This is a genomic window from Blautia sp. MCC283, assembly GCF_018785565.1.
Classification (GTDB): domain Bacteria; phylum Bacillota; class Clostridia; order Lachnospirales; family Lachnospiraceae; genus Blautia_A.
On the sequence record NZ_WQQB01000049.1, the window covers coordinates 1 to 13,286 of the forward strand.

General features: G+C 45.1%; 11 protein-coding genes. 10 read left to right on the forward strand and 1 reads right to left on the reverse strand.

Annotation, left to right across the window (positions count from 1 at the left end):
- Window positions 1–409: 409 nt before the first annotated feature.
- The 10 genes from GPK81_RS14445 (at window position 410) to ptsP (ending at window position 12,071) form a co-directional block, all read left to right on the forward strand.
- Window positions 410–1,237 (forward strand): HAD family hydrolase, encoded by an 828-nt coding sequence (locus tag GPK81_RS14445; RefSeq protein WP_118062654.1) that lies wholly within the window; start codon window positions 410–412, stop codon window positions 1,235–1,237.
- 41 nt (window positions 1,238–1,278) lie between these two features.
- On the forward strand, window positions 1,279–2,589 hold the full coding sequence (locus GPK81_RS14450; RefSeq protein WP_118062653.1) for a peptidase dimerization domain-containing protein: 1,311 nt from the start codon (window positions 1,279–1,281) through the stop codon (window positions 2,587–2,589).
- A 242-nt stretch (window positions 2,590–2,831) separates the two neighbouring features.
- Window positions 2,832–3,968: an ABC transporter ATP-binding protein gene (locus tag GPK81_RS14455; RefSeq protein WP_215707272.1), complete on the forward strand. Its 1,137-nt coding sequence runs from the start codon at window positions 2,832–2,834 to the stop codon at window positions 3,966–3,968.
- Window positions 3,961–4,815, forward strand: a complete 855-nt coding sequence (locus GPK81_RS14460; RefSeq protein ID WP_021976525.1) for an ABC transporter permease — start codon at window positions 3,961–3,963, stop codon at window positions 4,813–4,815. Before GPK81_RS14455 ends, GPK81_RS14460 begins: the two co-directional genes overlap by 8 nt.
- Complete coding sequence (locus GPK81_RS14465; RefSeq protein WP_215707273.1) at window positions 4,812–5,606, forward strand: ABC transporter permease; 795 nt, start codon at window positions 4,812–4,814, stop codon at window positions 5,604–5,606. Before GPK81_RS14460 ends, GPK81_RS14465 begins: the two co-directional genes overlap by 4 nt.
- Window positions 5,596–6,642: a spermidine/putrescine ABC transporter ATP-binding protein gene (gene potA, locus GPK81_RS14470; protein ID WP_021976527.1), complete on the forward strand. Its 1,047-nt coding sequence runs from the start codon at window positions 5,596–5,598 to the stop codon at window positions 6,640–6,642. The genes GPK81_RS14465 and potA overlap by 11 nt, the downstream gene beginning before the upstream one ends.
- Complete coding sequence (locus tag GPK81_RS14475; RefSeq protein ID WP_021976528.1) at window positions 6,642–7,460, forward strand: ABC transporter permease; 819 nt, start codon at window positions 6,642–6,644, stop codon at window positions 7,458–7,460. Before potA ends, GPK81_RS14475 begins: the two co-directional genes overlap by 1 nt.
- Window positions 7,461–7,472: 12 nt before the next feature.
- Window positions 7,473–9,326, forward strand: coding sequence for an extracellular solute-binding protein (locus tag GPK81_RS14480; RefSeq protein WP_215707274.1), 1,854 nt, complete (start codon window positions 7,473–7,475; stop codon window positions 9,324–9,326).
- Between the two features lie 33 nt (window positions 9,327–9,359).
- Window positions 9,360–10,400, forward strand: a complete 1,041-nt coding sequence (locus GPK81_RS14485) for a polyamine ABC transporter substrate-binding protein (protein WP_215707275.1) — start codon at window positions 9,360–9,362, stop codon at window positions 10,398–10,400.
- A gap of 30 nt (window positions 10,401–10,430) precedes the next feature.
- A complete protein-coding gene (gene ptsP, locus GPK81_RS14490; RefSeq protein ID WP_215707276.1) occupies window positions 10,431–12,071 on the forward strand; it encodes a phosphoenolpyruvate--protein phosphotransferase in 1,641 nt (546 codons plus the stop codon).
- Window positions 12,072–12,226: 155 nt separating this feature from the next.
- Here the strand turns inward: ptsP and GPK81_RS14495 are convergent, their stop codons facing one another.
- Window positions 12,227–13,105, reverse strand: coding sequence for a homocysteine S-methyltransferase family protein (locus GPK81_RS14495; RefSeq protein ID WP_118062648.1), 879 nt, complete (start codon window positions 13,103–13,105; stop codon window positions 12,227–12,229).
- Between the last annotated feature and the right edge of the window lie 181 nt (window positions 13,106–13,286).

The following is a 13,286-nucleotide window of genomic DNA, read 5'->3' on the forward strand; positions in this document are numbered from 1 at the left end:
AGGGCTTGACCAACCAGCCGAGGAAGCGGGCAAGGCAGGTAAGGGTCATACGGGAGCAAGCTTGCTTGTGGACGTATGAGTATTAGCTGACTTGAACATTTGCGAAGCAAATGACATCGAACGACGGAGTCGTGAGATGTCCCCCGCTGGAGTAGCCTAAAAGAACAGGCGATGCAGCGCAAGCTGCGAGCCCGTGAAAAAAGGCAAATCGGCACGCAGGTTAAATTTGATTCAACAAAAACGATTAACCATCAACAAACACATGTATGTAGTTTTGAATATACAATCATTAGAAAGTGGCTTAAACAGCCACTTTTTTTGTGCTATAATAAGAAATATTTTATATTAATTCATCCATTATCATCCGAAAACACTTTTTCTCTACACAGCAAAACGAAAGGAGCTATTTATGAAAACATTATACGTATCAGATCTTGACGGAACTCTTTTACGAAAAAATGAAACCTTATCCACGTATACAATAAAAACAATCAATACCTTAACTGCCTCAGGCATGTTATTTTCCTATGCAACAGCCCGTTCATTAAATACAGCAAAAAAAGTAACAGAAGGTCTTAACACACATTTTCCTCTTATTATATACAACGGTGCATTCGTAAAAGATAATATCACAGAGGAAATCCTCATTGCCAATTATTTTGAGGAGGACGTATATGAGGTATTAAAAGATCTTTTTGCACACGAAATATATCCGATCATATATTCATATCAGAATAATATCGAAAAATTTTCTTATATACCGGAAAAAGCAACAAGCGGAATGCAGGCCTTTTTAAACAGCCGAAGAGGTGACAAACGCACTAATATTGTAACCGCAGAATCGGAACTGATGGATGGGAATCTTTTTTATATCACATGTATTGATAAGCCGGAGAAACTGGAACCATTTTATCATAAATATAAAAATAAATATCACGTTGTTTATCAGAAAGACATCTATACAGGAGAACAATGGCTGGAGATCATGCCACAAAAAGCATCCAAAGCGCAAGCTGCTTTGCAGTTAAAACAAAAACTGGAATGTGACAGATTAGTTGTTTTTGGCGATGGGAAAAACGATATTGATATGTTTGAAATTGCGGATGAAGCCTATGCAGTGGAAAATGCAGTAAGTGAACTGAAAGTTGTGGCAACCGGAATCATCGAATCTAATGAAAATGACGGGGTGGCGAAATATCTCCACAAAATACCTATTTCCAAACCCACTATTTTATGATATCATATAGCTTAACCTGCGGAAAATGGAGGTTATGCAACATGAATTATATTGAAGAAAAAATCATTCAGACAATAGATGAACACAGAGACGAGATCATAGCCTTTGCGAAGGATATCCAGAGTCATCCGGAGCCGGGGTTTTATGAGGAGAGAACAGCCGCACACGTAGCGGCTTTTTTGCGTGGTCTGGGACTTCGTGTACATGGAGGACTTGCACGCACAGGGGTCCGCGCAGAGTGGATGGAACAGGACGGACCGAATGTTACTATTATTGGAGAACTTGATGCCATCGGATGTAAGTCGCATCCGATGGCTGATCCCGTTAACGGGACAGCACATGCATGCGGACACCACGCACAGATTGCAGCCATGATCGGCGCAGCATTGGCACTGACCAATGAGGAGGTTCAAGCCTCTCTGTCTGGGTCCGTATCTTTTTTTGCCGTTCCGGCGGAAGAATACATTGATGCAGATAAACGTGCACGGCTCCGGAAAGAGGGAATCGGTTTTCCGGCATCCGGAAAAAGCGAGCTGATCCGGCTTGGAGAATTTGATCATTCGGATATTATTATGACCACACATGTACACATGATGCCGGTAGAAGAAGACTTTTATCTGGGGAATGCAGCCTGCAATGGATTTTCCGCAGAGCGTGTCACAGTAAGAGGAAAAGCAGCGCACGCAGCCATTGATCCCTGGGATGGAGTAAATGCTTTGAGCATTACTTCCAGTGCGATTCAGATGATGGGACTGATGCGGGAAACTTTCCGGGAGGAAGACCATGTGCGCCTTCATAACGTGATCCGAAAAGCCGGAGATGTGATCAATGCGGTTCCGGACGAAGCGGTGATCGAGACAAAAGTCCGTGCGGCATCCCTTGATGCGATACGCGCAACTCAGGAAAAAATGGACCGCGCTTATGACGGAGCTGCCTATGCATTTGGTGGAAAGATTGAAAGAGAACCGCTTCAGGGATATATGCCGATCCTGCACAGAGGTGCAGACAAAGTGATGGAGGAATCCGTAAAGCTTCTGGATGCGACATACCGGTGCTCAAAGCCGGCAGATTTTAACAATGCCTGTACCGATGTGGGAGATCTGACCCATCTGTTTCCTGTGCTGAATTTCACATTTGGAGGATTTGAGGGAAAACTTCACGGGGCAGATTTTCGGATCGTAGATGAAGAACTGGCTTATATCAAACCAGCCAAACTTCTGGCACTGACTACGTATCACCTTCTCTGCGATCAGGCAAAAGAAGCAAAAAAAATCTGTCGGGAATTTAAACCGGTATTTAATAAAGAAACTTATTGTCAGTATATAAGGGATAATTTCCATGAGAATGAGTAGTTAACCGAATCGAGGAAGTTCCTGAGTGGGTGCAATAAGTAATCTTGCATCAAAGAAGTCCCCTGAGTGGGTGCAATAAGCAATCTTGCATCAAGAAATTTCCCTGCGGGGGATGGATATCCGCATGCCTCATAACTCAGATATTTGTAAACGCACAGAGCGATAAGTGTTGAGACAAGTGAGGTTCATATTTGAAAAAGAGATAGAAATATCTGTGTAATAGTAAATAGAAGGAGAGTTAAATGTCCGAAATTTCATTAGAACTCAAAAATATAAAAAAGAGCTTCCAGGAAGGGGAGGACGTCCTGGAAAGCATCTGTCTTACAGCAAAAAAAGGAGAATTTGTTACCTTGCTGGGGTCTTCCGGCTGTGGAAAAACCACCACACTGCGGATCATCGCAGGCCTGGAACAGCCAGATTCCGGACAGGTTTTTCTGAATGGAAAAGATGTGACATCCCTGGAACCGAACCAGCGTAATGTGAACACGGTTTTCCAGAACTATGCACTTTTTCCCCATATGAATGTTGCAGATAATATTGGTTACGGACTGAAACTGAAAAAAACATCGAAAGCGGAAATCAGCAGAAGGGTAAAAGAAATGCTGGAACTGGTTCAGCTTTCCGGATTTGAGAAGCGAAAGCCTTCAGAACTTTCCGGCGGTCAGCGTCAGCGTGTAGCCATTGCCAGAGCTCTTGTGAACAATCCGGAAGTCCTTCTTCTGGATGAACCCCTTGGCGCACTGGATCTGCAGCTGAGGCGTGCCATGCAGCACGAGCTGAAACGCCTGCAGAAGAAGCTGGGGATCACGTTTATCTATATCACCCACGACCAGGAAGAAGCCATCAATATGTCTGACACGATCGCAGTGATGAACCACGGCCGCTTTGAGCAGATCGGAACGCCGGATGAGATCTATAACCACCCGAAGACCAGTTATGTGGCGACATTTGTAGGAAATGCAAATATCCTTACCGGTGTTGTGGAAAACATTGGTACAGAGGAAACAGGCGATACTTCCAAACTGATCACAGTAAGAACTGACGCCGGAAAAGTAAAAGTATCAATGAACAATGCTAATATCACGGCTGAATCAGACAAGGAATATCTGCTCCAAAAAGGAGAAAAGGTCACCATTGCGGTAAGAAGTGAAAATATCCGATTTGAAGAAAATAATGACTGTGATGGCTTAAATGCCGAAGTCATTGAAAAAACTTTCGCCGGCGGCCAGCTCCGTGTTGTTTTGAAAACCTCGGAAGGCCAGGAAATCGTGGCAAGTCGTTATGGCATTGATACAAACGTCAGCGTAGGAGAAAAGGTGCGCTGCTGTTTTCTTCCCACAGATGCCGTACTGGTGGACCAGGGAGGCACCAATGCGTAAGCGTGGTGCAGGCTCCGTATGGATGATCCTGCCGCTGTATCTTTTCACACTGATCTTCGTTGCGCTGCCCCTTCTGTATGTGATCGCACTGAGCTTTTTCACGGCAGACGGCGGCTATGGTGTGAACTGGAAATTTACACTGGATAACTATAAACAGATCCTGGAACCGGTATATCTACAGACTTTTACGGGATCTTTTCGCCTTGCCATCACCAGTACCCTGATCATCTGCCTGGTAGGTTACCCATTTGGGTATTTTATGGCAAAGCTTTCCGAGGGGAAAAAGAAGCTTGCCATGCTGTTTCTGATGCTGCCTTTCTGGGTGAATTCCCTGATCCGTCTGTACGGCTGGATCATCATTCTCCAGAAAAAGGGTCTTTTGAACTATCTGCTGATGAAACTTGGCATCATTCAGGAGCCTTTAAAAATCCTGTACAGCTATCCTGCCATTGTGATCGGTATGATCTATGTGTTGCTACCGTTTATGGCTTTGTCCGTGTATTCCAGTGCGGAAAAACTGAACTGGTCACTGGTGGAGGCAGCCAGAGATCTGGGAGCCAGCAGATGGAAAGCTTTCTGGAGTGTTACCTTTAAGCTGACTTTGCCGGGACTTCTTTCCGGAGTGATCCTTACCTTTATTCCATCTATGGGCTTGTTTTTTATTGCGGATATCCTGGGCGGAAATAAGATCGTACTGGTAGGAAGCCTGATCCAGGAGCAGATGACAAGAGGGAATAACTGGCCTTTTGCCGCGGCACTGGCGGTGGTACTGATGATACTGACCACTCTGATGATCGTACTGTACAGGAAGATCACCAATGTGAAGGAACTGGAGGGAATCGGATGAAAAAGAATTCAAAACTTTCAGGACTGTACCTGGGAATCCTGTTTTTCCTTATGTATCTGCCCATTGGCGTGGTAGTGGTATTTTCGTTTAATGAAGCAAGACTTCCGGTGCGTTTTACCGGATTTTCCCTGAAATGGTATCAGGAACTGTTTTATGACAGAGATCTGATCCAGGCATTGAAAAACAGCCTGATTCTGGCTATATCCAGTTGCGGGGTATCTGCAGTGATCGGAACACTGGGGGCTGTAGGACTTTCCAGGATCCACTGGAAAACAAAAGGGGTGATGGAGTACATTTCCATTCTGCCTCTGATGATCCCGGAGATCATTCTGGGAATGGTACTGATGGCATTTTTCTATATGCTGAACCTGCCATTTGGAATGCTGACACTTCTGATCGGACACACGGTTTTCTGCGTGCCCTATATTTTAATGGAAGTAAAAGCACGGCTTGTGGGAATGGACCCGTCCCTGGAAGAGGCAGCCAGAGATCTTGGCGCCGGTTCTTTCCGGGCATTCTGGGACATTACCCTGCCTCTGATCATGCCGGCTGTCATATCCGGCTCTCTGCTGGCTTTTGCCATGTCCATGGATGATGTGGTGATCAGCATTTTTGTGACCGGTCCGCGTGTATCCACGCTGCCGATAAAAGTTTACACACAGATGAAAACAGGCGTTACGCCGGAGATCAATGCACTTTGTACTATGATGCTGGGAGTGATCCTCCTTGTGCTGGCCGTGTATCTGATCATGGGAAAACGCGGGAAGGGGAATAAGAGAGATGAGCAATAAACTGATCGAGTTAAAAAATCTCACAAAAAATTTTGATGACCAGCAGGTGCTCCGGGGAATCAACCTGGATATCCACGAAAACGAATTCCTTACGCTTCTGGGACCCAGCGGCTGTGGAAAAACAACAACCTTGAGGATCATCGCAGGATTTGAGGAACCAAGCGGTGGAGAGGTGCTGTTTAACGGCATTGAGATCTCCAAGCTTCCTCCATATAAAAGGGAGATCAATACGGTATTCCAGAAATATGCGCTGTTTCCACATCTTAATGTTATGGATAATATCGGTTTCGGCCTGAATCTGAAAAAAGTAGATAAAACTGTCATTGAGCAGAAAGTCAAAAGAATGCTGAAGATGGTAGGTCTGGAAGGTTTCGAAAAAAGAGACGTCACCCTTCTTTCCGGCGGTCAGCAGCAGCGAGTTGCCATTGCCAGAGCTCTTGTCAATGAGCCGAAAGTCCTTCTTCTGGATGAGCCTCTTGGAGCTCTGGATGCCAAGATCCGTAAACAGATGCAGATCGAGCTGAAAAAGATCCAGCGAGAAGTAGGAATCACTTTCATTTATGTTACCCATGACCAGGAAGAGGCTCTCTCCATGTCCGATACCGTAGTTGTTATGAACAACGGTGAGATCCAGCAGATCGGAAGCCCGACAGACATCTACAATGAGCCGGAAAACCGTTTTGTGGCAGGTTTTATCGGAGAATCCAATATTATAGAAGGAACGATGATCAAAGATTTCCTGGTAGAGTTTGATGGTTTCCAGTTTGAATGTGTGGATAAGGGATTTGAGGACAACGAAGCCATTGAGGTGGTTCTCCGTCCGGAGGATCTGGATATTGTGGAACCGGATCAGGCCAAGATCAGAGGAACTGTACGGAACATTACGTTCAAAGGTGTTCATTATGAGATCCTGATCGAGACGGAGCTTCGCACATACATGGTGCACACTACCGATTATGCGGAAGTGGGACGAGAAGTAGGACTGAAGTTTGGTCCTGAGGATATCCATGTTATGTGCAGAATGGGAGGATACTAATGAAACAGTTCAAACATCTGATCAAGCCGTACATCATCTGGGCTTCGATCCTGATCGTGGTACCACTGATCCTGATCGTACTTTATGCATTTACCTCAGATGGAAATGAAGTTCTGACTTTACATTTTACATGGGCGAATTTTGCAAAATTCCTGGAAACTACTTATTTAAGTGTTATTTTGAAATCTTTTCGCCTGGGTATCCTGACCACATTGATCTGTCTTGTGTGCGGATATCCGCTGGCATATATTATTTCCAAATACTCCGAGAAGGTGCAGAGTTTTCTCATCCTTATGGTTACGATCCCCATGTGGATCAACATGCTCCTTCGTACTTATGCATGGATGAATATTCTTTCAGACAATGGTCTGGTGAACAACCTTCTGAAAATGCTGGGAATTTCACCGATCACCATGATGTATACAGATTTTTCGGTTATTGTGGGCCTTGTCTGTAACTTCATGCCGTTTATGATCATTCCGATCCATACTTCTTTAAGTAAAATGGATAAATCACTGATCGAGGCGGCCAATGACCTTGGGGCCAATCCATTCCAGACCTTCTGGAAAGTCACCTGGAAGCTTTCCATGCCAGGTGTGGTCAATGGTGTTATGATGGTATTCCTTCTGTCCATCTCAACTTTCGTTATTCCGAAGCTTCTTGGCGGCGGTCAGTACATGCTGATCGGTAACCTGATCGAGTCACAGTTTATTTCCGTAGGTGACTGGAACTTTGGAAGTGCCATCTCTCTGATCCTGGCAGTGATCATCCTGATCTTTATGAGCCTGATGAAGAAGATGGACACCCAGGACGATTAAAGGAGGCAGGAGATGAAAAGAAAAAATACCATATTTTCAAAATTATATGTAGTGCTGTGTCTGGCATTTTTTTACCTGCCGATCCTTGTGACTATGATTTTTTCCTTTAACTCGTCCAAGTCCCTGACCAGATTTACAGGATTTTCCCTGCGCTGGTACGGGGAGCTGATCAACAACATGGAGATCAGCAAGGCAGTTTATGTTTCTGTCACAGTGGCAATCCTGGCAACAATTATTTCCACAGTGCTGGGAACTATTACAGCCATCGGCCTTTCCAAATCCAGAAAAGTACTGAAGGAACTGGTACTTACCATCAATAACTTTCCGATCCTGAACCCGGAGATCGTAACAGCTATCGGTCTGATGCTTCTGTTTTCTTCTCTGGGAATGACGAAAGGTTATCTGACCATGCTGCTGGCACATATCGCGTTCTGTACGCCTTATGTAATTACCAGTGTATATCCGAAGGTGCGAAACCTGGACCCTAACCTGGCCAATGCGGCGATGGATCTTGGTGCAACGCCATATCAGGCCCTTACAAAAGTTATCGTGCCTATGATCAAAGAGGGAATTTTTGCGGGAGCGCTTCTGGCATTTACCATGTCCTTTGACGATTTCGTAATTTCCTATTTTGTTTCCGGAAATGGAGTAAAAAATATCTCCATCGTTGTATATAATATGACGAAGCGTATCAATCCGACCATCAACGCACTGTCAACGCTCGTGATCGTGGTGATCGTACTGGTATTGCTGTTTGCAAATCTGATACTGCCGAAGCTTCAGGATTCTACAGTAAAGAAGATGAATCCGAGAACAAGAAAGATCGTGGCAGCAGTTACGGCTGTGATCCTGGTGGTCGTTTTTGGAAAATGGACGCTTGTAAGCCAGGGAAGCCATGTACTTCGTGTATATAATGCCGGTGAATATATGGATCTGAACCTGATCGACAAATTTGAAAAACAGTACAACTGTACCATTGTCTATGAGACGTTTGAGTCCAACGAGATGATGTATACAAAACTTGCCAGCGGTGAGACCTACGATGTTCTGGTACCTTCTGATTATATGATCGAGAGGCTGATCAAGGAAGAATACCTTCAGTCTATTGACTGGAAAAAGATTCCGAATAAGAAGAATCTTTTTCCTGAAGTACAGAACAAGGACTACGATCCAGGAAATCGTTATTCCTGCCCGTATTTCTGGGGAACAGTCGGAATCCTTTATAATAAGAATGTAGTATTACAGGACGATCTGGATAAAGAGGGCTGGAACATTCTTGCAGATGAGAAATATAAAGGAAATCTTTACATGTATGATTCCGAACGAGATTCCTTTATGATCGCCCTGAAAGCACTTGGATACTCCATGAATACCACAGATCTGGGCGAGATCCAGGAAGCCTATGAATGGCTGATCAACCAGCGTGATACCATGGATCCGATCTATGCAGGAGATGATGTGATCGATAATATGATCTCCGGAAACAAAGCAATGGCAGTGGTTTATTCCGGTGACGCTTCTTATATCATCAGTGAGAATCCGGATCTTGATTATTACACTCCAAAGCAGGGAACCAATACCTGGTATGATGCGATGGTCATCACCAAGGACTGTAATGAGGTAGATCTGGCTCATGAGTTCATCAATTTTATGCTGGATGATGAAAATGCTCTTTCCAATACCGAAGAAGTAGGATATACTTCTACTGTAAAAAGTGCGTTCGAGGAGATGAAAAACGGAACTTATGAGGGAATTGATTCCTATATTCCGCAGATCGATAATCCAAAGAATGAAATCTTCGGATACCAGAAGCCAAAGATCAAGCAGAAATTTGCAGAGCTTTGGACCAAGGTAAAAGCAAAATAACAAGACGTCAGAGAGAGACATGAAGGAGGTTCTATGAAAGCAAAAAAAGCGGCAGCGATCATGTTATGTGCGGCACTTGGAGCATCTATGGTAACAGGTGTCAGCGTCAGTGCAAAGGATAAAGATGAACTGGTACTTTACACATGGGACGGAATGGTTCCGCAGGAAGTGCTGGATGATTTTGAAAAAGAAACAGGAACCAAGGTTGTCTATTCTAACTTTGATACCGATGAGACCATGCTTGAGAAACTTTCCCAGGCAAAAGGCGGCGATTACGATGTGGTAATTGCAGATGATTACATTATCGACAGTGCGGTAAAAGAAGGACTTGTCCAGAAGATCGACAAGGATACTGTTACCAATTTCGGAAACATCAATCCGCTTTTCCAGGGACAGTTTTATGATCCGGATGACGAGTACACCGTACCATACGGTGCAGGAATTCCGCTGATCGTTTATGATCCGGATCAGGTAGATATCGACATCAAAGGATACAAAGATCTCTGGGATGAATCCCTGAAAGACAGCGTGGCGATCATCGGAAATTACCGTGTAATTGCCGGAATCACACAGCTTTCCATGGGTGAGAGCATGAATGAAGAGGATGTGGATGTGATTGCCAAGACCGGTGAGAAACTGAAGGAGCTTGCACCGAATATCCGTATGATCCAGGATGATAATACACAGAATGCACTTCTCAATGGAGAGGCAAGTGTGGCATTCCTCTACACATCCCAGGTAACACAGGCGCTGAAGGATAACCCGGACCTGAAGGTGGTTTATCCGGAGGAAGGTCTTGGATTTGGTATTCTTGGAACCTTTATCCCAAGTGAGGCACCGAATGCGGAGGCTGCCAATGAATTTATCAACTATATCCTGCAGCCGGAAGTAACTGCAAAATGCATCAATTCTGTAGGTTATTATAATACAAACAAGGCAGCAGATGATCTGGTAGATGCGAACCTGGTTGTACCGGATGATGTGACCAAGGGCGAGATCGTGCAGAACGTAAGCCAGGAAGCAGAGCAGGAATACAATAAGATCTGGACAGAATTTAAAGCTGCCTGCGATTAAGGCGGACAGACCAGTAAGGGGGTTTTTCAGGTGGAAATATACAAAGGCACATCCGCTTTTTCCGGAATAGCCATTGGAAAAATACTGTATTACCACAGGGGCGAATACCAGATCCGTCAGTCTATGGTAGACAATGTAAAAAAAGAGCTGGATCGTCTGGACCATGCAAGGACAGCAGTAAAGACCCAGATCCAGCATATGTATAAAAACGGAGCACCCCTCCCAAAAGAGCAGGAGCTGACATTGAAACGTCAGCTGAAGCTCTTAAGCGGAGGCAGTTTCCAGCGGGCTGTAGAGAGCATGATCACAACAGAAAAGGTCAGTGCGGCTTATGCGGTCCAGACAACCAGAGATGAGCTTGCCAATGTATTTCGCAAGCTGGAAGACGAGGCTGTCAAGGAACAGATCGAAAATATCCGGGAGATCTCAGAACTTCTGATCGGCGCCATGGGTGGTTCCCATGCGCGGATCAATCTGGGAGATGAGCCGGTGATCCTTGCGGCAGAGCAGCTTTCCCCAAATGAACTCCTGGAGATGAACAAATCCAGCCTTCTGGCGATAGTCATGCATCAGGGATCGATCATTTCCCACGTATCGATCATGGCGAAATCCATGGCAGTTCCCACACTGGTGGAAGTGGAAATACAGAAAGAATGGGACGGTCACATGGCTATTGTGGATGGATATACAGGAACGTTGTATATTGATCCGGAACCGGAACTTCTGAAGGAATATGAGATCCGCCATACGGCAGATATGGAAGAACGGGAAGAACTCTTAAGACTTCGTAATCAGGAGGATATCACGGCCGATGGAAAAGAGATCAAACTTCTGGCCAATATCGGAAATCTGGATGATCTGAATACGGTTCTTTATTATGGAGCCACAGGTATCGGACTTCTCCGAAGTGAATTTCAGTATCTTGGAAGAGAAAATTATCCAAGAGAGAACGAGCTGTTCCGTGCTTATAAGAAGGTAGCGGAGGATATGGAAGGCCGTCCGGTTGTGATCCGTACCGTAGATCTGGGTGCAGACCGGCAGGCAGAATATATGGCCATCCCGGATGAAGTCAATCCTATGATGGGAAACCGCGGTATCCGACTTTGCCTTGACCGGAAAAAAATGTTCAAAGCCCAGCTTCGTGCCATTTACCGGGCAAGTGCCTATGGAAACATCAGTCTGATGTATCCGATGATCACATCGGAGGAAGAACTGGATGAGATCGAAAAACTGATCCAGGAGGTAAAAAAAGGCCTGGATGAGAAGAATATTCCCTACAAAAATATCCGTACCGGAATCATGATCGAAACACCGGCTGCAGTTATGATCAGTGAAGAACTGGGAAAACGTGTGGATTTTCTGAGTCTCGGAACCAATGACCTGACCCAGTATACCCTGGCTATGGACAGGCAGAATCTTCTTCTTAAGAATAAATACAACGACCATCATCCCGCACTTGTAAAGATGATCCGTATGGTGACAGAAGCAGGACATAAATCCGGATGTAATGTTTACATATGTGGGGAGCTGGCAGCAGATTCCAATCTTACAGAGAAATTTATCCAGATGGGAGTGGATGGACTTTCTGTGGTTCCGGCATGTGTACTTCCGGTACGAAAAGCAATCCGTGCAGCATTTGCAGATGCGTCAAACAGGCCGGAAGAGCAATAGTATCGGAGATTATAGGAGATCCTTTTTCTGAAAAACAGAAACAAATAAAAATCCTGAGAATTTCTATGTTATATTTCGCATAGGATTCTCAGGATTTTTTGTATGATTACCATGCTGGAAATTCCAGGTGTATATTTCAAATCCGCTTTGTTAAGTTATCGAAGTCCGAGAACACGTGCGGTTTCTGAAATAAATTCCGGTGTAGTACCGCAGCATCCGCCAATCACAGAAGCTCCGTTCTCAACAAGCACCTTCATATAGCCTGCAAAATCAGCAGGTGTCATGCTGTAAACGGCATTACCAAGATCATCGATCTGCGGCATTCCCGCGTTCGGTTTGGCGATAACCGGAATGGAAACATTCTCTTTGATATTACGGACAACAGATACCAGCTGATCCGGACCAACAGAGCAGTTGATGCCGACTGCACTGGCACCGGCAGCTTCGAGGGACATAGCAGCCTCTACGGCATTGCCGCCGCTGAAGATACTTCCGTCTGCTTCTACAGTCACAGTACAGATGATCGGGAGATCGCAGACACTCTGGCAGGCATCTACAGCAGCCAGTGTCTCTTCAATATTGATCATGGTTTCCGCTACGATAAGATCCACACCTGCGTCACGGAGATAACCGATCTGTTCCTGATAGGTTTCGAAGGCTTTTTCGTAGGTCATATCACCGGCCGGGGCCATCATCTTACCGGTTGTGGTGATATCTCCCGCAACATAAACGCCCTCCGGTGTTATCTCTTTGGTGTAGCCGGCCAGGGTATGGTTGATCTGCTCAATCTGATCTTCCAGACCGTGCATGGTGAGATTAATGCGGTTTCCACCGAATGTAGGTGCATAAATAATATGGCTTCCTGCTTCAATATAAGCTTTCTGAAGGGACTGGATCACATCTTTGTGCTCAAGCACCCAGCTCTCTGTGCAGACACCTCTTGGCATTCCTGCTTTCATCAGGTTGGAACCGGTAGCACCATCCAGCAGCAGGACATGGTTCTCAGTCAGTTTCTGAAATTCCTGTTTTGTCATATGTTTATATCCTCCTTATGGCAGCCAATCACGGTTGGCAAAAAAATAAGGCTCCTCCTGTAACTGCTGCACTCATTGCCGTGGGTCTATTTTAACATAGGAGAGAAGAATAATAAAGACCTTGCGTAATAAATGACAGGATTGTATAATAGCCACGAGAGAAAACACAGAGATACTGCTA